Source organism: Variovorax sp. GW460-12-1-14-LB1 (assembly GCF_059423605.1).
Window position 1 is genome coordinate 164545 of record NZ_JBWKYF010000002.1, and the last position, 21872, is coordinate 186416.

A 21872-nucleotide genomic window follows, 5' to 3' on the forward strand; every position below is an offset into this window, starting at 1 on the left:
CCTCCACCCCTCAACCCATTCGAGGCAGCAACCACTCATGAGCTCCATCAACTTCATCGGCGGCGAAAAAGGCGGTGTCGGAAAATCGGTCACGGCCCGCGTGCTGGCCCAGTACTTCATCGATCGCAGCCGGCCCTTCACCGGCTTCGACACCGATCGGTCGCACAGCTCCTTCACCCGCTTCTACGAGGGCTTTGCCTCGCCCGTGGTGGTCGATAGCTTCGAAGGCCTGGACACGGTGGTGAACGGCTTCGAGACCAACCCGAAGCAGAGCGTGATCGTCGACCTCGCGGCGCAGACGCTGGCGCCGCTGTCGCGCTGGATCAAGGAATCCGACCTGTTCGATGTGTTCGAGGAGATCGACGTCACGGTCAACTTCTGGCACGTGCTGGACGACGGCAAGGACTCCACCGACCTGCTCGGCACGCTGATCGACACCTTCGGCAACCGGCCCAACTACATCGTGGTGCAGAACTACGGGCGCGGCAGCGACTTCGGGATGCTGCTGGCATCGCAGTCGCTGTCGAAGGCCAATGCGAACGGCGCACGCGTGATTGCATTGCCGCGTTTGCATGAGGCCAGCATGCGCAAGATCGATGCGCAGAACACGAGTTTCTGGAAGGCGGTGAACGACCGCGAAGGGCCGCATGCGCTTGGGTTGCTGGAACGGCAGCGCGTGAAGTCTTGGCTGGCTACGGCTTACGCTGCATTTGATACGCTGCCTCTCTGAGCTTTGCGGAGGGCGCCCGACAGGCGGCACGGCGTGGTCGGCCCCACTGTGCCGGCCCTTCGGGCTGCCCTGCGGTGCTCGCGTTTCGCGGGGTCTCGCAGAACTCGCCTGCGGCTCAAACAGCTGCGAGCCCTGATCCGCGAAACGCTGCGCTCCTCGGCGGCACAGAGGGGCCGCCCACACCGCACCGCCTGCCGGGCTTCGGGGTGAAACGGATGCACTGTCCTTCGCAAGGAAGAACGAAGCAGCCGGGCCTCAGATCATTCCGCCGTTGATCGAGATCACCTGCCCCGTGATGTACGCAGCTTCATCGCCTGCCAGGAACGCCGCCAGCGCGGCCACTTCCTGCGGCGTTCCGGCGCGCTTCACGGGCACCATCTGGTTGATGAGCGCGGGATCGAACACCGCATCGGCCATCGGCGAAGCGATGATCCCTGGCGCTATCGCGTTCACGGTCACGCCGCGCGAGGCCACTTCGAGCGACAGCGCCTTGGTCGCGCTGTTCAGCGCGCCCTTGGCCGCGGCGTAGTTCACCTGCCCCTTGTTCCCCGCGATGGCGGCGACGGACGAGATGTTCAGCACACGCCCCCAGCGGGTGCGCATCATCGGCAGCAGCAGCGGCTGGGTCACGCGGAAGAAGCCGTTCAGCGACACGTCGATCACCTTGTGCCATTGCTCCGCGCGCATGCCGGGCAGCACAGCATCGTCGTGCACGCCTGCGTTGTTGACGAGGATCTGCACCGCGCCGCCTTCGAGGATGCGTGCGCAGCCGGCCGCGCAGGCCTCGTCGCTGCGCAGGTCGAACACATAGCATTCCGCCTTGCCGCCTGCAGCGGTGATCGACGCGGCCAGCTGCTCGATGGCCTCGGGCCGCGAGTTGGCATGCAGCAGCACGGTGGCGCCGTCGCGCGCAAAACGCTCCGCCATGGCCGCGCCGAGCGCGCCGCTGGCGCCGGTGATCAGTGTGCGTTTTCCTTCGAAACTCATGACGGTGTGCTTCCCATGTCCGCCAGCGGCGTGTTCAAGACCACCACGGCCCGGCCCTCGGCCAGCAGGCGGCCGTCGTCGGCCGCCACCGTGAATTCATACAAGACCTGTCGGTCGTCGCCGGACAGGCGCTTCGCGCGCACCTGCAACGCTCCGGCGATGTCGTCCAGCCGCGCCACCGCCAGCTTCACGTTGCGTGCACTGGCCAGGAAGCCGGCCGACGGTGTGCTGCCTTCGGCGGCCAGCAGGCCGCCGTGCAGCGCCATGGCCTGCGCCGCGTACTCGATGGCGTTGGGCGCGAGCAGGCCGCTTTCGGTGCGCAGCGGGTTGTCCGCCTGGCTGTGCGTCGTGGTGCTGCAGTGGATCGATTCGGCGTCCCAGCCTTCGAGGCGTTCCAGCAGGCACATGCTGCCGCTGTGCGGAATGCGCGCGGCGATGCCCGCGCGGTCGAGCGTCTGCGGTGCCGTCAAGCGGCAGCCTCCAGGTCGGCCACCAGCAGCACATTGGCAAACGGTGTGCCTTCGCTCATCGGCATGCTCTGCACACGGAAACCCAGGCGCTGCAGCACGGCGATCCACTCGGTCAGCGGGCGGCCCCAGGTCGGCGAGACCTTGTGGCCGCGGATGCGCGTCACGGTGCGATCGACCCACTGGCTGATCGCGAAACCGCGCGTGCTCGACGCGTCGCCCACGCGCAGCAGCAGACGTGCCTTCGGGTTGCCGCCACGGCGCAGCGCGTCGCGCACTCGCGTCAGCACGCCCTCCTGCGCGGCGAGGTCCACGTAGTGCAGCACGTCGAGGATCACGACCAGGTCGCAGTCGGGCAAGGCGGCCGAGCACATGTCGGCGCACACCAGCCGCGGCGTCGGCTGCAGGTGGCCGACCGACGCCTCGGCGCGCGCCACGTCCTTCGGCATCAGCTCGATGCCCGTGTAGTCCGCGGCGGCGGGCGTGGCGGCCCATGAGGCCGGCCAGCGTCCCTGTTGCTGCATCGCGCTCATCGACGCCAGCAGGCTCACGAAAAGGCCTTGGCCGCAGCCGATGTCGACCACGCGCCGGTGCTGCGCGTCGATCAGTCCTCGTTCGAGCAGGCCGCGGAACACCGGGTCGCGCCCGAGCTTGCCGCGGGCGAACTGCCAAGCGAAGGTACCGCCCTTCTTGTAGGGCACGGTCGCGGCTTCGTGCAGCTCGCGCCAGGCTTGGTCGGTGGTCATCGTCGATGGCATCACGGCGCTCATGCGGTCTTCAATCCTTCAGGCAGGGTCACGGCGCGCAATCCATCGGTGCGCAGGCGTTGGAGCAACAAGGGCAGGACTTCCAGCAAGACGGGTTGCCCCGCCGCGGTGCGCGCGGCATTGCCGTCGTGCAGCAGCAGGATGTCGCGCGCCTGCAAGTGGCGGGCGAGGCGCGCCATCACCTTGGCGGCGTCGCCTTCGCGGGTGTCGAAACCGCGTCGCGTCCAGCTCACGAGCGAGAGGCCGAGGCGGTGCAGCACGGGTTCGAGGAAAGGGTTGCGCAGGCCGGCGGGCGCGCGGAAACAGGTCGGGCGCTGGCCGATCACGTCGGTCAGGATGTCCTGCGCGCGCGTGATCTCCGCCGCGAAGCCACGCGGGCCAAGGAAGGAGAAGTTGTGGCGATGCCGCGCCGTGTGGTTCTGGATGCTGTGGCCGCGCGCGACGATCTCGCGCGCCAGTGCGGGATGCGCCAGCACGCGCTCGGCGATGCAGAAGAAGGTCGCGCGCTGGCCGTGGGCGTCCAGCAGGTCGAGCACGCGGGGCGTGACCTCGGGCTCGGGCCCGTCGTCGATGGTGATCGCCACCTCGCGACGCGCGCCGGCGGCCTCGGGCAGGCGCGTGACGTTCGGGCCGAGCAGGTTGCTGCGTGGCGTGAGCCCCGCACCGGTGATCAGCGCATGGTTCAGCACCACCGCGCCGAGCGCCCAGGGCCAGGCGCTCGGCACCAGCACGCCCGCGCCCAATGCGGCCACATGCACGGCCGCACTGGCGCGCATGGCCGGCGGCCAGGGCCAGGATTCGGAGGCGGCAGAACGGGTGGAAGGGGCGGAAGGCGACGACATGGTGGGTCCGGATTTTCCCATCAGCGCGGTCGCTGCGGGCTCGGGCCCTTCCCGGGCGCCATGTTGCGCGCGAACGCGGCCGACAGCAGCAGCGCCAGCAAGGCGCCCGGCGCGACCACGCGGCCGATGGACGACAGCGCCGGAATGTCCGAGATCGCGATCAGTCCGAACGACACCACCGTCGTGAGGTTGGCCAGCATCAGCGAGGCCAGCGTGTCTTCGTCGGCGCGCCCGGTCGTGCGCAGCTGGTCGAAGAAGAGCGCGTAGTTCGATCCCACGGCGACGATCAGCAGCAGCCCCACGAGGTGCAGGATGCCGAGTGCCGCCTGTGCCAGCGCCATGCCGCCCAGCGTGAGCACCACCGCGAACAGCAGCGGCTGGCACACGGCCAGCAGACGGCGCCACGAGCGCAGGTACACGCCCAGCAGCACCACCACCGCCAGCGCACCCAGCAGCACTTGCACGAAGGCCTCGTGCAGGTAGCGCTGGTAGAGGCCGCCGAGTTCGCGCCCGACGTCCACCACCTGCACCTCGGGCAGCCCGGCCAGCGCCTCCTCGAGGCGCCCCTGTTCGAAGCCCGGGCCGGGATGCAGCACGACCAGCGTGGACCAGCCACCGCCCGGTCGCTCGTACATCAGCGTGTTGACTACGGAGCCCAGCGGCCCGCCCATGAGGTCGGCGCGCTGCACGGGCGCCTGCTTGCGCGCGGCCTCCACATCGGCCACGAAGGGGCCGAGGCGCGATGCCGGCAGCGGCAGGCCCTTGGTCGCCTCGGCCAGGTTGGCACGCAGCGTGTCGGCGTCGGGCAGGCTGGCCTGGCGCGCCGTTTGCGCGGCCACGCTGGGCAGCACGCGGGTCACGGCTTCGTAGCCGCTGAGCTCGCCCTTGTCGACCAGCGCATCGAGACGCGCGGCCGCGGCCTCGGTGTGGCGCAGTGCGGCCTGTTCGTCGTCGCCGAAGGCCACCACGAGCACGCCGCCGTCGCTGGCGCCGATGTCCTTGCGCAGCATCTCGTCGAGCTGCTGGGCCGAGCGCGGAACGGGGCTCATCGCGCTCAGATCGGCGCGCCACAGATGGCCACCTTGCCACAGCACCAGCGCGAGCGCCGCCACGCCGAGCGCCGCCAGCGGCCAGCGCAGGCGCGGCAGGCCGCGCACCAGCAGGCCGGCCAGGCGCGCCATGTGCCGGCGCATGCCCATACCGGTCGCGCCATCGGGTGCCAGCACGGGCAGCACGTAGCGCGTGGCGAGCGCGGCCGACACCAGCCCGGCGATCGAGAACACGCCCAGCTGCGCCAGCCCCGGAAAGCCCGAGAACACCAGCGCCGCAAAGCCGCACACGGAGGTCAGCAGGCCCAGCCGCACCGTGGGCCAATGCACCTCGCGCCAGCGCTGCCAGCCGGTGCCGGCCACGGCCGCGCCGCGTGCCTGGATCAGGTAGTAGATGGCGTAGTCGACCGTCTCGCCAATCAGCGTGCTGCCGAACCCCAGCGTGAGCCCGTGCACCGAGCCGAACACCAGGCTGACCGACGCGGTGCCCACCACCACGCCCGTGGCCACCGGCAGGAAGGCGATGACCAGCGCGCGCGGCGAGGCGAAGGCCAGCAGCAGCAGCACGCTCATCACGATGCCGCCCACCACCGCAAGGTGGATGGCTTCGGTCTTGATCTTTTCGCGGCTCATCACCGAGAACACGGGCGGCCCGCTCAACAGCAGCTTCGGCGCGGCCTCGCCCATGCCACGCGCGGCGGATTCGTAGGCAGCCTGCACGCGGGCGATGGCGACGGCCTGCGCGTCGAGGTCGCCGCCGGCCGCGCGCGTGGTGGCGATCATGAGCGCACGCGGCGCCTCGCGCGACATCCAGACGCCGGCCTCGCTGCGCGGTGCGCTGGCCGGCACCAGCTCCATCGCGATGCGTTGGGTCTCGCCCGTCGGATCGCTGTCGAGCAACGGCTTGATCGCGTTGCCGGCCGGCGTGCCGAGCATCGACAGCGTGTCGACGATGGCCTCGCGCAGCCCTTCGGCGGTGAACTGCCCCGGCATCACGCCGGACGAGAGCTGGTAGCGGTGCTGGAACACCCAGGTGCCGGCCTCGCTCCAGTCGCTCACGTCGCCGTTCTGCACCAGGTCGAAGAGCTGGCTCTCGCGCATCGCCTTGCCGACGGCGCGCGAGACCTCAGCACGCTGTTCGACGCTGCCACCCTCGAAGCCCAGCATCAGCGTGCGCGAGGCCACGCCGCTTTGCAGCTGCTCGATGAGCACGCGCTGGCGCAGGTCCGGGCTCTTGGGAAGAAAGGCCGACAGGTCGGCGCCGATCTGGGTGCGCGCGATGACGACCGCGCCGAGGGCCACGACCAAGAGCCACGCCAGCAGAACGACGATGCGGCGCGACCACCCCGGCGGGCCGCCCGCCTGCGCCAGGCTCACGGTGTCGCGCGCCCGGGGGCGCCGGCCGGCAGCGCCGACGGCGGCGCGTTGGGCGAGATGTGCATGACCGAGCGGTCACCGCCCACGAACTCCATCTCCAGCCCCAGCACTTCACTGTTGCGGCCGGTGATGCGCATGCTGCGCACCTGCGCGGCCAGCCGGCTGTCGTTGGGCGTGAGGTCGAGCGTCCACTTTCCGGCGGCGCCGGTCACGGTGCTCTTGAAGTAGCGCTGCAGGGTGGCGCCGTCGCCGCTCAGCGTGCCGCGCATGGCTTCGACCAGGCCTAGCAGCTCGGGCATGCTGTCCAGCGCCAGCGTGCGGTTGCGGTTGCCGCGCGACAGGGTCAGCGTGTTGCCGTCGACGGACATGGTCTCGATGCGCGGCGACAGCGTGCGGCGCACCAGCTTGTCGGGCGCCTCGAAGCTCAGCGTGCCGCTCGCGTCGAGCGGGCCTTCGAGGCCGTGCACGAAGCGCTGCTCGGTGAAGCGCGCCTCGCCGCTCTTCTGCCGGGCCAGCAGGCCCATCAGTTCGGGCAGGTCGAATGCCGCCCAGGCCGGCGCGGCACAGAAAGCCACCGCCAGCACCACCACCCTGCAAAGCCGATCAAGCCGCATCTTCGAGCCAGAAATCATGAAAGTTGAACCAGTTGTACGGGTAGGCGCGGCACAGCGCCTCCAGGCGGGCCACATAGGCTTCGACCGCGCTTCGGATGCGGCGTTCACGCTCCGCGGCGTCGACGAACGGCGTGCCGAAGTCGGCCAGCGGGTCGAACCGGACATCGTAGCGGGCACCGCCGCCGTACATGCCGGCCATGAAGAACACCTTGCGGCGCAACAGCGCCGCCAGCCGGAACGGGCCGTCGTTGAAGACGGCCGGCTGGCCCAGGAAAGGCAGCACAATGTTGTTGCCGCGCTGGTTCGCCGGCTGCTCCTCGCTGCCCGGCAGCGTGCGGTCGGCCAGCATGCCGCCGAGGCCGCCGCCGTCGAGCCAGTCGCGCAGCGCGAGCATCGAATGCGGCCGGCCGAGCGCAATCACATGGGGCCGCATCTCGGGCAGCGCGATGGCGTTCAGGATGGCGGTGATGCGCTGCGCGTTGTCCGGGTACATCAGCATCGCCAGCCGCATGCGGTTCTGGTGCTTTTGCTGCTTGCAGGCGCCGAGCACCTCGAAGCTGCCGATGTGGGCGCCGAGCAGGAAAGCGCCCCGCCCTTCGGCCGCCTCGGCCTCGATCGGGGCGTTGCCTTCGATCTTCAGCTTGAACAGGTCCATGCGTCCGCGCAGGAAGTACACGCGGTCGAGCACGGTGGAGGAAAACGCGTGCAGCAGGCGGTAGCCGTCGACCCAGCCCGCGCGCGGGCCGATGGCCCGGAACAGGTAGCGCTTGATGTAGCGGCGCGGCGCCGGCGCGAACAGCAGGAAGTACAGGCTGATCGGCGGCAGCAGCAGCCGCGTGACGTGCCGCCCGCACACCAGCGCCATCAGGCAGATGAAGCGCAGCGCCAGCATGTTGCTGCGCTCGGGCGCGCGCGCCCAGTCGCCCTGCTGGGCCGCCGGGCGGGCTGTCTGCCGCGCCGCTTCGTCCACGGCGCGCGTTTCGGCGTCGGTGTGCTTCATCCCGCCGACTCTGGCACAGCCGTCCAGCGGCCGGTGACAGCCGCCACGCCGTCACAGCGCACGTCGAAACGCACGCCGCGGCCGGTTCCGGCCTCGGGATGCAGCTCGATGGACAGCGTGCTGCCAGGCCGCACGGGCGCCAGGAACTTGGCGGCCGCGAGCGTCGGGCTCGGGCCGAGCCGTGCCGACAGCGCCGGCACGCGTCGCACGACCTCCATGACCTCCGCCAGCAGCAACGCGCCGGGCACCAGCGGCTGGCCGGGGAAATGGCCGGCAAAGGCCGGGTGGTCGACCGGCACCGTGTGCGCCATCTGCACCGGCGTCTGGTCGTCGGCCAGCTGGGCCAGCGCAAATTCGCGCAGCGCCCGCACCGTGAGCTTGCCCGTGCCTTCGCGCGGGAAGGCCTTGACCTGCACCACGCGGCGCGGCACGAAAACCGGCTCCAGCCGCTGCCGCAGTGCAGCAATGATGTCCGCCGCCGACAGCGTGGGCGCGACCACGAAGGCCACCGGCCGCACCACGCCGTCGGCCACCTCGTCGGGCAGCCAGAAGGCGCCGTCTTCGACACCCGCGATGCTGTTCAGGTGGTAGTTCAGGTGCGCGAGCGAACTGCGCCGGCCGGCGACGTGGATCAGATCGTTGGCGCGGCCGAACAGGCGAAAGCGCCGTGCATCGAGCAGCTCGAGCACGTCGGCCATCGGCGTCGGCTCGGGAATGAAGTCGCCGCTGAAGATGAAGCGCTCGGGGCCGTCACCCTCCCCCGGCTGCGCATGCACGCGGATCTCGCCGAAGGTTTCCCAGATTTCGCTCTCGGTCGTGCGGCGCGTGGCCACCTGGCCCGATTCGGTGCTGCCGTAGATTTCGAGCAGCACGCCGCCCAGCGCCTGCTCGGCCTGCGCGGCCAGCTGTGGTGACAGCGGCGCAGTGGCCGACAGGATCAGGTCGACCGGTGGCAGTTCGATGCCCGACAGCAGCAGCGTCTTCAGGTGGAACGGCGTGGTCACCAGCGCGCGCGGACGCGGCACCGAGGCCAACGCCTTCGCCACGTCGGCCGGAAAGAACGGCCGCCCAGTTTCAAAAGCGGCGCCACCGAGCATCGCGAGCAGCACCGACGACTCCAGGCCGTAGCTGTGCTGCACCGGCACGGTCGCCACCAGCGTGAGCCCTTCGAGCGTGGGCCGCTGCAGCACGCGGCACAGCCGCTCGACCGCCACTTCGACGTCGCCGACCAGCGTGCGCCAGGCCTTGGCATGGGGTTGCGGCACGCCGGTGGAACCCGACGTGAGCAGGCTGGCCGCATGCCGGCCGCCGTCGATGGCGGGCACGGGCGCAGCGCCGGCCGGGCCGGGCACGGCCTCGACCTGCAGGCGCCGCATGCCGGGCGTGTCGAGCTTGTCGTCGTCGGTCAGCGCGAACAGGTGGGCGCCGCCGGTTTCGGTCAGGCGCGCCAGCGTGTCCGGCCGCGCATCGGGCGGCAGAAGGCTGGCGTGGCCGCGCACCAGCGCGGCGCCCAGGCTCACGGCGAAGGCGTAGCGGTCGAGGCACAGATTGACGGCAGGACCTTCGGCAGGCAGTGCGGGCGCCAGGCGCGCGACGTCGGCCAGGAACTGCCGCGTGCTGACCGGCTGGCCGGCGCGCCAGGCCAGGGGCGCATCGGGGTTGCGGTCCGCGAGCAGCGGCAGGAAGGAAGAAGAAGCGGTGTCGGGGGTCACGCGGGCTGCGCCTGTTTCATTGGCCGCCAGCGCCGTTGTCCACCGTCGAGGTGCCGTAGAACGCGCGCACCGCATCGACGAGGCGCGTGCGTTCGAATTCGGGATGCAGGCGGTAGCGCACGAGGTGCTCGCCCACGAAAAGCAGCGCCACGCTCAGCGGCGACAGCACGTTGGCCAGCAGCGACCAGGCCGAGAACGGCATCGTCAGGTAGACCACGATCGACGAGACGACCACCACGGCGAAATACACCGTCCACACCTGCGTCAGGTGCGTCGTGTACGACAGCATGTGCCCCTTCAGCGGGTGCACGCGCTGCGCGAACTGGGTGATCAGCGGCAGGCCCTTGCCACGCAGCGTCGAGCCGAACCAGCCGCACAAGGCACCGTTGATGCCGATGTGCTGCAGCACGTACAGGCGGTTCGTGTCGCCCGCCTCACCGAGGAAGACGAGCGCGAAGCCGCCGATGCCCAGCGCCGCCGCAATGGCCAGGCCCCAGCGGCCGAACCAGCTGGCGGCGCAGCCCATGGCCGCGATCCACAACGGGCCGAGCAACACCACCACAGCCCAGGGCTCGGTGGCGTGGAACAGCGTCATCCAGTGGGAGAGGCCGGCATACGTGACCCCTACCAGCAGCAGGAGGACGAGTCGCCATCGGGACATGGATCAGGTGGCGCTGCGGTGCTCGGCGACGTGGGTCGCGAGCGTACGCAGCGACTGGAAGATCTGCTGGTTGCGCTCGTCGTCCGAGCGCAGCTGGAAACCGTAGCGGCGCGAGACTTCGAGCGCGACTTCGAGGATGTCGATGGAGTCGAGGCCCAGACCTTCGCCGTACAGCGGGTCGGTGGGAACGATCTCTTCAGGTGCGACCTCGAGATTGAGCGCGTTCACGAGCAACACGGCCAGCTCTTTTTCGATCGGCGACTGTTCGGATGCATCGCCAGTGGCGGGAATGGGGGGCTGAGCAGTCGATGACAAAAAAACCTCCTGAACTTTTTTCCTGAACGACCGTGCGGGGTCGTGAATTATAGGAGTGGCGGTTGATTAGACTGCGCGCTTCGATACGACCCGGAGCGCCCCATGGCCGACCCCCTTCTGATCGCACGCCACGACACCATCGAGTGCACCCTCCTGCCCGGCCTGGCCAACCGCCATGGCCTGATCACCGGCGCCACCGGCACCGGCAAGACCGTCTCGCTCCAGACCATCGCCGAACAACTGTCGAACATCGGCGTACCGGTGTTCATGGCCGACGTCAAGGGCGACCTGACCGGCATCAGCCAGAAAGGCAGCGTTGGCGAAAAACTGGCCGCCACGCTCAAGGAACGCGGCATCGACGTGCCCGAGCCCGCCGCCTGCCCCGTCACGCTGTGGGACGTGTTCGGCGAACAGGGCCACCCGGTGCGCGCCACCGTGTCCGACATGGGCCCGCTGCTGCTGGGCCGCATGCTCGACGTGAACGAAACCCAGGCCGGCGTGCTGAACCTGGTGTTCAAGATCGCCGACGACAGCGGCATGCTGCTGCTCGACCTGAAAGACCTGCGCGCCATGCTGCAGTACGTGGGCGAGAACGCAAGCCAGTTCACCACCGAGTACGGCAATATCAGCGCCGCCAGCGTGGGGGCGATCCAGCGCGGCCTGCTGCAGATCGAGACCCAGGGCGGCGACAAGTTCTTCGGCGAGCCGATGCTCAACATCACCGACTTCATGCAGACGGTGGGCGGCAAGGGGGTGGTGAACATCCTGGCGGCCGACAAGCTCATGAATTCGCCGCGCCTGTATGCCACCTTCCTGCTGTGGATGCTGTCGGAGCTGTTCGAGCAGCTGCCCGAAATCGGCGACCCCGAGAAGCCGAAGCTGGCCTTCTTCTTCGACGAGGCCCACCTGCTGTTCAACGAAGCGCCCAAGGCGCTGGTGGAACGCATCGAACTCGTGGTGCGGCTGGTGCGTTCCAAGGGCGTCGGCGTGTATTTCGTCACGCAAAACCCGCTGGACATTCCCGATTCGGTGCTGGCCCAACTGGGCAACCGGGTGCAGCACGCGCTACGCGCCTTCACCCCGCGCGACCAGAAGGCCGTGAAGGCCGCCGCCAGCACCATGCGCCAGAAGCCCGGCCTGGACATCGAGACCGCCATCACCGAACTCGCCGTGGGCGAGGCGCTGGTGAGCTTCCTGGACGCCAAGGGTCGCCCGAGCATCACCGAGCGCGTGTACGTGCTGCCGCCGGGCAGCCAGCTCGGCCCGATCACGCCCGAGCAGCGCAAGGCGCTGATCGCGGGCTCGCTGGTGGCGGGCGTGTACGAGAAGACCATCGACCGCGAATCGGCCTACGAAAAGCTCAAGGGCCGTGCCGAGAGCGCGCCCGATGCGCCGGCTGCAGCCGGCAAGGGCGCGGCGGCCGAAGAATCGTCCGGCATGGGTGGCATGCTCAACGACATGCTCTTCGGCAGCACCGGCCCGCGCGGCGGCAAGCGCGACGGCCTCGTGCAGACCATGGCCAAGTCGGCGGTGCGCACCATGGGCACGTCGGTGGGCAAGGAGATCCTGCGCGGCGTGCTGGGCGGGATCTTCGGCAGCAAGAAGCGCTAAAAGTAGAAAGCGACTCGCTACCAGCGCAGCAGGCGTGGCCCCAGTGCCGCGCCCAGCAGCACCGGCACCGCGATCCCGCTCACGTACCAGACCGCGAGGAACGGCGCGGTCAGCTCCATGCAGTGCAGCGCGTAGACCGACGCGCCCACGCCGCCGGCCAGTGCGCCGGCCGCGGCCCCGGCCAGCGCGGGCCGCGTCGGCGCCAGCCCGCGCAGCGCCACGAAGGTGGCCGCGAACACCGGCAGCGCCATGAAGCCGATGCTCAGGGCGCAGATGCGCCACGACTGGCCCATCAGCAAGGGCATACGCTCCTCGATCGGCACCGAGAACCAGACGAACGCCGCCAGCCCCCAGATCCCCAGCACCGGCAGCACCCCGCCCCACCACGCGTGGCGCACCCGCACGCCGGGCCGGGCCAGCCGCTGCACCGTCACGAAGGCCGCCGCCGCGATGCACAGCGGAAACAGCACCTTGACCCAGAACATCGGCCAGAACATCGCCTGCACCAGGTCGGGCCGCAGCCCGTACTCGCCGAACAGGATCACGAAGGACACCGGCAGCGCGGCCAGCACCGCCAGCCCGATGCGCCCGCCGGCGCTGCGCCGCGGCACCGCCACCTCGCCGGTGGCCAGCAGATTGACGAGGTCGTCGGTCTTCATGGCGCGGCACCTCCCCCGAACTTCGCGGCCAGGGCCTTCAGGCCCCGGTGGATGCCGACCTTCACCGCCGACTCCGACATGCCCGTGAGGCTGGCCGTCTCGGCCACCGACAGGCCTTCGATCTTCACGTGCACGATGGGCAGGCGCTGGCGTTCGGGCAGCGTCTGCAGCAGCCCGCCGAGGTCGCGCTTCGCATCGCTGGCCTCGGTGGCCGACGCGGCGAACACGGCCAGGTCGTCGTCCAGCGGGTCATGCAGGTCCTCGCGGACCGACTTGGCGCGCAGCAGGTCGATCATCTTGTAGCGCGCAATGGCATGCACCCAGGCCGTCAGCGGCTGGTCGCTCTGGTAGGTGTGGCGCTGGTTGTGCATGGCGAGCAGGCATTCCTGGACGAGGTCTTCCACTTCATCGGGCCAGCCGAACAGGCGCTTGCCCAGAAAAGCACGCAGGTGCGCGCTCAGTTTCTGCAGGAACTCGCGGTACGCGCCGGCGTCGCCATCGAGGCCGCGAAGGAACAGGCGGCGCAAGGCCGCTTCCGCGTCGCTCGGTGTCGTCCTGCTGTCTACGGTGTTTCGTGCCATCGGGCCGGCCGGTTACAGCCTGGTGAAAAAAGATTGCAAGGGATTGTGCCGCGCCCCCGCGGCAGAGCTTGCGCTAAGCTGCCCCGATGCTGGCCGGACTCGTCTCGCACCCCTGGGCCTACCCGGCGCTGGAGGCGGCGCACATCGTGGGCATCGCGCTGCTGTTCGGCGGCCTGCTGGTGTTCGAGCTGCGCGCCCTCGGCCTGGCCCGCGAGCTGCCGGCGCCGCTGCTGGCGCGCCTCACGCTGCGCCCCGCCCTGCTGGGCTTCGGCCTGTGCGCGCTGACCGGCCTGACCATGTTCGCCAGCCAACCCGGCGAACTGCTGAGCAACACGGCCTTTCGCGTCAAGCTGCTGCTGATCCTGCTGGCCGGCCTCAACGCCGCCTGGTTCCACCTGCGCGGCGACATCGGCGGGCAGAGTGGGTTCGCCAGGTTTCAATGCCTCCTGTCTTTGGGGTTTTGGCTCGCTGTCATCATCTGCGGGCGCTGGATTGCCTATGTCTGACCAAGGAGAACGCGATGCTGCATCGACGCATGTTCGTGACCGGTTCGATCGCACTGGCCCTGCCCGCCTGGGCCCACCACGGCTGGAGCAGTTTTGACCAGGAGCGCCCGCTGTACCTGGAGGGCCGCGCCACCAAGGTGAGCTGGCGCAATCCGCACGGCGAGCTGGAGATCGAGCTGCCCGAGAACCTCGCGCTGCCGCCGGACCTGAAGCAGCGGCCCCTGCCGAAGCAAAGCGCCACGGTCGACGGCGCGGCGCTGCTGGCCAAGGCGCAGCTGCCGACACGGCGCGACCGCAAGTGGCAGATCGAGCTGGCCCCGCTCACGCGGCTGCAAGCCTGGGGCGTCGAGGAGATCAAGCCCGGCACGCCGGTGGCGGTGCTGGGCTTCACCTTCACCGGCGAAAAAGGCGACGCGGTGCTGCGCGCCGAGTACCTGTTCGTGCACGGCAAGACCTACGGCCTGCGCTCATCGCCTGCATGAATGCCAGTGCGGCCAGGCCGCGCGGGCCCTCGCTTGCCAGCCGCACAAGTGCTCGGTACATTGCATTTTTTGAGGGCCTCAAATGTCTGCAGACAGTACCGCGCTCCCTTCCGCCTTGCCGACCGCGACCGGTGCCAGCCCGGCGCAGAGCCCTCCGCTCCACCCCTCGTCCTCGACCGGCCACATCCGCCTGACCTCGCATGCCGGCGGCTTCGGCGCGCTGCCCATCCACTGGGGCGCAGCCACCGCCACCGAGCGTGGCCCCGTGGTCGGCACCACCACCAAGCGCGCGCACCGCAACGTGATCGGCACGCACAGCGGCTCGTACAGCGTGTACCGCGCGCTCGCCGTGGCGGCCGGCGCCCTGAAGCGCGAACACAAGGCCGACCTCACCAACACCGCGCCCACCGACGTCATCGGCCCCTATCCTCAGTGGAGCGAGCCCGGGCGCATCGTCTCGCTCGACCCCTGGGGCGCGCTGGTGGCCGACGTGTTCTCCACCGAACTCGCGGCCGGCTACGACATCCGCCCGACCATCGCGATCACCAAGGCGCATGTGATCCTGCCCGAGGTGATCGAGGCGCTGCAGAGCGGGCGCCTCAAGGCCGACGGCCATTTCCTCACCACGGGCGGTGCGGCGATGGTGACCAAGGCGGCCATCGAACCCGTGTGGTACCTGCCCGAGGTGGCGCGCCGCTTCGGCTGCTCGGAAACCGACCTGCGCCGCACGCTCTTCGAAGAGACTGGCGGCATGTACCCCGAGCTGGTCACGCGCTCCGATCTCGAGGTGTTCCTGCCGCCCATCGGCGGGCAGACGCTCTACATCTTCGGCAACCCGCGCGACCTGGCCAATCCCGAGGTCGAGCTCACCGCCCGCATCCACGACGAGTGCAACGGCTCCGACGTGTTCGGCTCCGACATCTGCACCTGCCGCCCCTACCTCACGCACGCAATCGAAGAATGCATCCAGGGCGCGCAGCGCGGCGGCGTGGGGCTCATCGCCTACTCGCGCAAGGAGGGCCGCGCGCTCGGCGAAGTGACCAAGTTCCTCGTCTACAACGCCCGCAAGCGCCAGGTGGGTGGCGACACGGCCGACCAGTATTTCGCGCGCACCGAGTGCGTGGCCGGCGTGCAGGACATGCGCTTCCAGGAGCTGATGCCCGACGTCTTCCACTGGCTGGGCATCAAGAAGATCCACCGCCTCGTGTCGATGAGCAACATGAAGTTCGACGCCATCACCGGCTCGGGCATCGAGATCGGCGAACGCGTGAACATTCCCGACGAACTGATCCCGGCCGACGCCCGCGTCGAGATGGACGCCAAGATGGCGGCCGGCTACTTCACCCCCGGCCCGGTGCCGGACGCAGAGGAACTGAAAAAGGCCAAGGGCCGGGGATTGAGCGAATGAGCCGAAGCACCGACATCGACCTGCCCGCCGACGGTTCCGGCAGCCTGCGCCCCGGCGGCGCGGGCAATGTCGATCCGTCGATCGAATTCACACCCGACACCGGCCACCCGGCCGGCGCCGCCAGCCTGCTGCGCACCACCACCGCCATCCGCCAGCGCGCGGGCGCCCTGCTGGCGCGCGCGCGCCGCGGCGAGTCGCAGTGGTTCCGCATCGGCAGCGACGACGCGCTCGAAGACGCGGCGCGCACCGTGGCCGAGGTCACGCGCGAGCGCTACCCCTGGGACACCATCCCGTACCACAGCCGCTGGCGCCACTTCGAGGCCGGCGGCGTCGACCGCCGCCTGCAGCTCGACGCGCTGCTCGGCAAGGGCCTCGACGCCCGCCAGCGCGCCCGCGCCCACATCGACCTCACGCTGGTGAGCGTGCTGCTCGACGCCGGCGCCGGCCCGACCTGGCACTACACCGAACCGGCCACCGGCCTGCGCTTCACGCGCTCCGAAGGCCTGGGCGTGGCGTGCTTCCATGCGTTCACGAGCGGGCTCTTCTCGTCCGACCCGAACCATCCGCTGCAGGCCGATGCGGCCGGCCTGCGCGGCCTCGTGACCGAGCGCCTGGGCGACGCTTTCCAGGTGAGCGAGGTCAATCCGCTGGTCGGCCTGGCCGGGCGCGCGGTGCTGCTGCGCCGCCTGGGCGAGGCCATGAGCGAGCAGCCCGAGACCTTCGGCGACGACGGCCGGCCCGCCGGCCTTTTCGACGCGCTCGTGGCCCCGTTGGGCGCCGCCTCGCCGCCCACGGCCGAGATCACGGCGCACCAGATCCTGTCGCTGCTGCTCGACACCCTCTCCCACATCTGGCCCTCGGCCAACGCCATCGACAGCCTGGCGGCAGACGGCAGCGACAACGCGGGCGGCATCGGCTCGGGCGACCCGGCCTTCGCGCTGGGCGACTGCTGGCGCCACAGCGCCGTCGCCGGCCCCGGGCTCACCAACGGCTGGATGCCGTTCCACAAGCTGTCGCAGTGGCTCACGTACTCGCTGCTCGAGCCTTTCGAATGGGCCGGCGTGAAAGTGCGCCACCTCGACGCGCTCACCGCCCTGCCCGAATACCGCAACGGCGGCCTGCTGATCGACAGCGGCGTGATCGTGCCGCGCGAGGCGGCTTTTCTCACCCGCCGCTGGAAGGCCGGCGACGAGTTCATCGTCGAATGGCGCGCCCTCACCGTGGCGCTGCTCGACGAAATCGCCCCGCGCGTGCGCAAGGTGCTCGACCGCACCGAGGAAGAGCTGCCCCTGGCCTGCGTGCTCGAAGGCGGCACCTGGGCCGCGGGCCGGGTGCTGGCACAGCGCTTGCGAAACGGTGCGCCACCGCTGCAGATCGAGAGCGACGGCACCGTCTTCTAGTCTTTTAGACTCTCCTGTTTTCCGCAACGGCACACCAAAAGAAGACTCCAATGAGCAACGTCCACCTCGTCGACCACCCTCTCGTCCAGCACAAGCTCACGCTGATGCGCCGCAAGGACGCCTCCACCAACAGCTTTCGCCGGCTCTTGAACGAAATCAGCATGCTGATGGCCTACGAGGTCACGCGCGACATGCCGATGCAGGACATCGAGGTCGAGACCCCGCTCGAAACCATGCAGGCCAAGGTCATCGACGGCAAGAAGGTGGTGCTGGTGTCGATCCTGCGCGCCGGCACCGGCATCCTGGACGGCATGCTCACGGTGGTGCCGGGCGCGCGCGTCGGCCACATCGGCCTGTACCGCGACCCGAAGACGCTCACGGCCGTCGAGTACTACTTCAAGATGCCCGGCGAGATGGAGAACCGCGACGTGATCGTGGTCGACCCCATGCTGGCCACCGGCAACTCGGCCGTGGCCGCGGTCGAACGGTTGAAGGAACTCAACCCCAAGTCGATCAAGTTCGTCTGCCTGCTGACCTGCCCCGAAGGCGTGAAGACGATGCAGACCGCGCACCCCGACGTGCCGATCTACACCGCCGCCATCGACCGCGAGCTGGACAGCCACGGCTACATCCTGCCCGGCCTCGGCGACGCCGGCGACCGCATCTTCGGCACTAAATAGGCTCGCCCCCAGGCTTCGCGCACTTCGTGTCGCTACTCCTTCCCCCTACCGGGGGCAACACCTGAGGCCCGGCAGAGCCGGTTCCTCGGTGTTTGCTGGAAGGGAGCCCGCCGCGAGGGCGGGCTCTGTTGGTGGGCATGGGGATTGCAGGGTGGTTCTTTTATTTCAATCGAGGAGAAGACCGTGACAGCACGCCGTCAATTGATCGTTCGTTCCATCGCCGTCGCCGCAGCGCTTGCGGCGGGCGCCCCGGGCCTTGCGCTCGCGCAGGCCAAGCTCAAGGTGGCTGCCGTGTACACGGTGCCGTTCGAGCAGCAATGGGTGGGCCGCATCCACAAGGCGCTGAAGGCGGCCGAGGCGCGTGGGGAGATTGAATACAAGGCGACCGAGAACGTGAGCAACGCCGACTACGAGCGCGTGATGCGCGAGTACGCCACGGGCGGCAACCAGCTGATCCTGGGCGAGGTGTTCGGGGTGGAAGCGGCGGCGCGCAAGGTCGCGAAAGACTTCCCCAAGGTGGCGTTCCTCATGGGCTCGTCGCTGAAGCCGCAGGCGCCCAACTTCTCGGTGTTCGACAACTACATCCAGGAACCGGCCTACCTCAGCGGCATGGTCGCGGGCGGCATGACCAAGAGCAACCGCATCGGCATGGTCGGCGGCTTCCCGATTCCCGAGGTGAACCGGCTCATGAACGCGTTCATGGCGGGCGCGAAGGAAACGAACCCGAAGGTGGAGTTCAGCGTGAGCTTCATCAACAGCTGGTTCGACCCGCCGAAGGCCAAGGAAGCGGCCTTCGCGATGATCGACAAGGGCGCCGACATCATGTACGCCGAGCGCTTCGGCGTGTCGGACGCCGCCAAGGAAAAGGGCAAGCTCGCCATCGGCAACGTGATCGACACGCAGGCCCAGTACCCCGACACGGTGGTGGCCTCGGCGCTGTGGAACTTCGAGCCCTCGGCCGACCGCGCGATCAAGCTCGTGAAAGAAGGCAAGTTCGCCGCCGAAGACTACGGCGTGTACTCGCACATGAAGCACAAGGGCTCCGAACTCGCGCCACTGGGCACCTTCGAGAAGAAGGTGCCGGCCGACGTCGTGGCCAAGGTGAAGGCAAAGCAGGCCGACATCCTGGCCGGCAAGTTCACCGTGAAGGTGGACGACGCCCAGCCGAAGTCCACCGCCAAGTAACAAGCAGACAGACAAGCGAGCAGACCCGAACCCATGAAGCGTGCGCGATGGCAGACCGCAATCCATGGCGTGGCCATCGCGGCGTTGGCCGCCGGGCTCGCCGCCTGTCAACCTGAGCCGGCGGCCACGGCCCCAGCGGCCGAGGCGCCCGCATCGGCCGCCTCGGCACCTGCTGCCGTTGCACCCCCGGTGGTCGCGGCGCCGGTCGGCATTCCGGCCGCGCTGCAGGCACGCGCCGACGCCCTGCTCGCCGCGCACCGCCAGATGATCGTGCTGATGACCGGCGAGCGTGCGCTCGAGGCGGCCGAGAAGCGCGCCGTCAGCGCCGTCGGGCAGCAGCTGTTCCACGAGATGCAGGAGCGCCAGCAGGCGCTGATCGCCCAGGCCGCGGACATGACTGACCCTGCCGCCGTGGCGGGCCTGAACGCGCTGCTCGACCGCATCGAAAGCGAGCCCAGCTGGTTCGACGCCGACCGGCTGGCGTTCAAGGAATTCCTGTCCGAGCTGAGCACGCGCTACAGCCAGGCGCAGTCGCTGTCCGGGCTCAAGCTCGGCCGCCGCGCCAGCGAAGACCTGGCCGTGCTCGCCGAGATCGAGCAGGCCTACGATCGCGAGCTGAAAGACGTGTTCGGCCGCTTCGCGCAGCGCGGCATCGAGCCCAAGCGCGAGAAGTGGGCCGACTACGTGGCCAAGCTGCAGGGCCTGTACTCGCGCGAACAGATCCTGAAAGACTTCGGCGCCATCGTCCCCTATACGCAGCCCCCGGGCGGCGCCAAGGAAAAGGACAGCGCGGACGCACGCGAGATCTTCGGCACCTCGCTGCCCGCCAAGACCGTGGTGCTCACCTTCGACGACGGCCCGCACGCCAGGCACACCGACGAGATCCTCGAGATATTGAAGCGCTACGACGCGCCCGCCATCTTCTTCCAGCTCGGACGCAACCTGGGCAAGCTCGACGCGCAGGGCAAGGCCCAGCTCAGCGCCACCGGCGCGGCGGCCAAGCGCGTGCTGGCCGCCGGCCACGTGCTCGCCAACCACAGCTTCAGCCACGGCATGATGGCCAAGATGACCGACGACGCGGTGCGCGTCGAGGCCAGCGAGACCGAAGCGCTGCTCGACGCCACCGGCCGGCCGCAGTCCACCCTCTTTCGCTTTCCCTACGGCGCACGCAACGAAGCCAAGCTGAGCACGGTCGAGGCGCTCAAGCTGCGCTCCATGATGTGGACCGTCGACTCGATGGACTGGGCCGACCCGGTGCCCAAGTCGATCGCCGATCGCGTGCTGGCCGAGGTCGACAAGGCCAAGCGCGGCGTCATCCTGTTTCACGACATCCAGGGCCGCACCGTGCAGGCCCTGCCCACGGTGCTCGACCAGCTGGTGGCCGACGGCTACCGCTTCGCCACCTGGCGCGACGGCAAGTTCGTCGTCAGCGCATCGAAAAAGGCGGCGCCCGACGACGGCGTGGCCGCCACCTCGGGCGACACGCTCTACCGCGAGAGCCACGCGCTGGTGATCGGCATCGACAAGTACGCCAAGTGGCCCGGCCTGCACCACGCGGTGCCCGACGCCAAGGCGATGGAGCAGCTGCTCGTGACGCGCTTCGGCTTCAAGCCCGAGAACATCACGGCGCTGTACGACGACCAGGCCACGCGCGCCAACATCCTGCGCGCGCTGAACGAAAAGCTGACCGACGGCAAGCGCGTGAAGCGCGACGACCGCGTGCTGGTGTTCTTTGCCGGCCACGGCAGCACCCGCAAGCTCGCGAGCGGGCGCGACGTCGGCTACATCGTGCCGGTCGACGCCACGCTGGACAACCTGCCGTCCGACGCCATCTCGATGCCGCAGCTGCAGGAGGTGGCCGAGGCGCTGTCGGCCAAGCACGTGCTGTTCCTCGTGGACGCCTGCTACTCGGGCCTGGGCCTCACGCGCGGCGGCGCGGCGCAGGGCAACAAGAATTTCCTGACCGACAACGCGCGCCGCATCGGCCGCCAGATGCTCACCGCCGGCGGCGCCGACCAGCAGGTGGCCGACGACGGCCCCGGCGGCCACTCGGTCTTCACCTGGACGATGCTGCAGGCGCTGTCGGGCAAGGCCGACCTGAACGGCGACAACGTCATCACCGGCACCGAACTCGCGGCCTACGTGGCGCCGGCGGTCTCGGCCATCGCGCGGCAGACGCCGGCCTTCGGCAGCCTGCCGGGCTCGGAGGGCGGCGAGTTCGTGTTCGCGTTGCCCGTCGAGCGCGAAGGCCTCAGCGGCGACAGCCTGCAGCTCGACGCCGCCGCCAGCCAGGTCAACAAGCGCATCGACCAGGCCAACGAGCAGGCCGTGCATGCGGCGGCCGTACCCAAGACGGCCAAGGCGGCCAAGGCCGGCCCGGCTGCCGTCGAAGTGGTGGTGAAGAACCTCGAAGGCGCCGACACCAAGCTGACCATGCCGGCCGCCGCGCCGCTCACGCCGCGCGTGGCCGCCCAGCGCGCCAACGACCGCGGCCTGCAGCTGTACCGCGAGCGCCGCTACGACGAGGCCGAAGCCGCCTTCACCGAGGCGCTGAAGCTGCAGCCGCGTTTTGCACTCGCGGCCAACAACCTGGGCTTCGTGTACTTCAAGCGCGGCAAACCGGTCGAGGCCGCGCGCTGGTTCGAGCAGGCCATCGACATGGACGGCAGCCGCGCCCTCGCCTACCTGAACCTGGGCGATGCCTACCTGCAGGCCGGCAACGACGCCAAGGCGCTCGCCGCCTACACCACCTTCGTCGGCCTGGCACCGAAGCACGCGCGCGTCGCCGCGCTGCAGGCCTGGATCGCCACGCCCGACGCCGCACACCGCCCCTCCCTCC

At 69.6% G+C, this 21872-nt stretch carries 21 protein-coding genes; 9 read left to right on the forward strand and 12 right to left on the reverse strand.

All coding sequences use genetic code 11. The features are described from left to right. Nucleotides 1-37 precede the first annotated feature (37 nt). Nucleotides 38-730, forward strand: a complete 693-nt coding sequence (locus tag AC07Y4_RS02070; protein WP_062471226.1) for a P-loop NTPase family protein — start codon at nucleotides 38-40, stop codon at nucleotides 728-730. Between the two features lie 255 nt (nucleotides 731-985). Here the strand turns inward: AC07Y4_RS02070 and fabG are convergent, their stop codons facing one another. Genes fabG through AC07Y4_RS02120 form a run of 10 tightly spaced genes read right to left on the reverse strand, consistent with a single transcriptional unit; the run spans nucleotide 986 to nucleotide 10521 of the window. Continuing rightward, the gene (gene fabG, locus AC07Y4_RS02075) at nucleotides 986-1717 is read right to left on the reverse strand and encodes a 3-oxoacyl-ACP reductase FabG (RefSeq protein WP_095948585.1); all 732 of its coding nucleotides are present in this window, start codon (nucleotides 1715-1717) and stop codon (nucleotides 986-988) included. Next, on the reverse strand, nucleotides 1714-2187 hold the full coding sequence (locus tag AC07Y4_RS02080; RefSeq protein WP_095948586.1) for a hotdog family protein: 474 nt from the start codon (nucleotides 2185-2187) through the stop codon (nucleotides 1714-1716). The genes fabG and AC07Y4_RS02080 overlap by 4 nt, the downstream gene beginning before the upstream one ends. After that, on the reverse strand, nucleotides 2184-2954 hold the full coding sequence (locus AC07Y4_RS02085) for a class I SAM-dependent methyltransferase (protein WP_095948587.1): 771 nt from the start codon (nucleotides 2952-2954) through the stop codon (nucleotides 2184-2186). Before AC07Y4_RS02085 ends, AC07Y4_RS02080 begins: the two co-directional genes overlap by 4 nt. Beyond that, nucleotides 2951-3793 carry a polysaccharide deacetylase family protein gene (locus AC07Y4_RS02090; RefSeq protein WP_487846910.1) on the reverse strand — a complete coding sequence of 281 codons (843 nt, stop codon included), beginning with the start codon at nucleotides 3791-3793 and terminating at the stop codon, nucleotides 2951-2953. The genes AC07Y4_RS02085 and AC07Y4_RS02090 overlap by 4 nt, the downstream gene beginning before the upstream one ends. A 20-nt stretch (nucleotides 3794-3813) precedes the next feature. Further along, a complete protein-coding gene (locus tag AC07Y4_RS02095; RefSeq protein WP_487846909.1) occupies nucleotides 3814-6219 on the reverse strand; it encodes an MMPL family transporter in 2406 nt (801 codons plus the stop codon). Continuing rightward, complete coding sequence (locus tag AC07Y4_RS02100) at nucleotides 6216-6851, reverse strand: LolA-related protein (protein ID WP_139701610.1); 636 nt, start codon at nucleotides 6849-6851, stop codon at nucleotides 6216-6218. The genes AC07Y4_RS02095 and AC07Y4_RS02100 overlap by 4 nt, the downstream gene beginning before the upstream one ends. After that, nucleotides 6823-7833: a lysophospholipid acyltransferase family protein gene (locus AC07Y4_RS02105; RefSeq protein WP_144004381.1), complete on the reverse strand. Its 1011-nt coding sequence runs from the start codon at nucleotides 7831-7833 to the stop codon at nucleotides 6823-6825. The genes AC07Y4_RS02100 and AC07Y4_RS02105 overlap by 29 nt, the downstream gene beginning before the upstream one ends. Beyond that, nucleotides 7830-9545 carry an AMP-binding protein gene (locus AC07Y4_RS02110; protein ID WP_487846908.1) on the reverse strand — a complete coding sequence of 572 codons (1716 nt, stop codon included), beginning with the start codon at nucleotides 9543-9545 and terminating at the stop codon, nucleotides 7830-7832. Before AC07Y4_RS02110 ends, AC07Y4_RS02105 begins: the two co-directional genes overlap by 4 nt. A gap of 16 nt (nucleotides 9546-9561) precedes the next feature. Beyond that, the gene (locus tag AC07Y4_RS02115) at nucleotides 9562-10206 is read right to left on the reverse strand and encodes a COG4648 family protein (protein ID WP_095745356.1); all 645 of its coding nucleotides are present in this window, start codon (nucleotides 10204-10206) and stop codon (nucleotides 9562-9564) included. A 3-nt stretch (nucleotides 10207-10209) separates the two neighbouring features. After that, the gene (locus tag AC07Y4_RS02120; RefSeq protein ID WP_062482694.1) at nucleotides 10210-10521 is read right to left on the reverse strand and encodes a phosphopantetheine-binding protein; all 312 of its coding nucleotides are present in this window, start codon (nucleotides 10519-10521) and stop codon (nucleotides 10210-10212) included. 102 nt (nucleotides 10522-10623) lie between these two features. Between AC07Y4_RS02120 and AC07Y4_RS02125 the strand changes: the two genes are divergently transcribed. Continuing rightward, nucleotides 10624-12132: a helicase HerA-like C-terminal domain-containing protein gene (locus AC07Y4_RS02125; protein WP_487846907.1), complete on the forward strand. Its 1509-nt coding sequence runs from the start codon at nucleotides 10624-10626 to the stop codon at nucleotides 12130-12132. A gap of 17 nt (nucleotides 12133-12149) precedes the next feature. Here the strand turns inward: AC07Y4_RS02125 and AC07Y4_RS02130 are convergent, their stop codons facing one another. Together AC07Y4_RS02130 and AC07Y4_RS02135 are read right to left on the reverse strand one after the other, a co-directional pair. Then, the gene (locus AC07Y4_RS02130) at nucleotides 12150-12791 is read right to left on the reverse strand and encodes a DUF1109 domain-containing protein (protein WP_487846906.1); all 642 of its coding nucleotides are present in this window, start codon (nucleotides 12789-12791) and stop codon (nucleotides 12150-12152) included. Further along, entirely contained in the window at nucleotides 12788-13372 is a 585-nt protein-coding gene (locus AC07Y4_RS02135; protein ID WP_095948594.1) for a sigma-70 family RNA polymerase sigma factor, read from the reverse strand. Before AC07Y4_RS02135 ends, AC07Y4_RS02130 begins: the two co-directional genes overlap by 4 nt. 86 nt (nucleotides 13373-13458) lie before the next feature. On the opposite strand from AC07Y4_RS02135, the gene AC07Y4_RS02140 reads away from it, so the two are divergent. From AC07Y4_RS02140 to AC07Y4_RS02170, 7 genes are all read left to right on the forward strand, one after another. Beyond that, a complete protein-coding gene (locus AC07Y4_RS02140; protein WP_159271760.1) occupies nucleotides 13459-13878 on the forward strand; it encodes a hypothetical protein in 420 nt (139 codons plus the stop codon). Between the two features lie 14 nt (nucleotides 13879-13892). Beyond that, a complete protein-coding gene (locus AC07Y4_RS02145) occupies nucleotides 13893-14360 on the forward strand; it encodes a DUF6152 family protein (protein ID WP_070060744.1) in 468 nt (155 codons plus the stop codon). Between the two features lie 82 nt (nucleotides 14361-14442). Continuing rightward, nucleotides 14443-15768, forward strand: coding sequence for a GTP cyclohydrolase II (locus AC07Y4_RS02150; RefSeq protein ID WP_159271758.1), 1326 nt, complete (start codon nucleotides 14443-14445; stop codon nucleotides 15766-15768). Then, entirely contained in the window at nucleotides 15765-17168 is a 1404-nt protein-coding gene (locus AC07Y4_RS02155) for a URC4/urg3 family protein (protein ID WP_307635809.1), read from the forward strand. The genes AC07Y4_RS02150 and AC07Y4_RS02155 overlap by 4 nt, the downstream gene beginning before the upstream one ends. 50 nt (nucleotides 17169-17218) lie before the next feature. Continuing rightward, the gene (gene upp, locus AC07Y4_RS02160) at nucleotides 17219-17848 is read left to right on the forward strand and encodes a uracil phosphoribosyltransferase (protein WP_062477764.1); all 630 of its coding nucleotides are present in this window, start codon (nucleotides 17219-17221) and stop codon (nucleotides 17846-17848) included. Nucleotides 17849-18031: 183 nt separating this feature from the next. Beyond that, nucleotides 18032-19033 carry a BMP family protein gene (locus AC07Y4_RS02165; RefSeq protein ID WP_056582550.1) on the forward strand — a complete coding sequence of 334 codons (1002 nt, stop codon included), beginning with the start codon at nucleotides 18032-18034 and terminating at the stop codon, nucleotides 19031-19033. A gap of 33 nt (nucleotides 19034-19066) precedes the next feature. After that, nucleotides 19067-21872, forward strand: a 2806-nt coding sequence (locus tag AC07Y4_RS02170) for a polysaccharide deacetylase family protein (RefSeq protein WP_495274108.1), incomplete at its 3' end; no start/stop codon positions are given.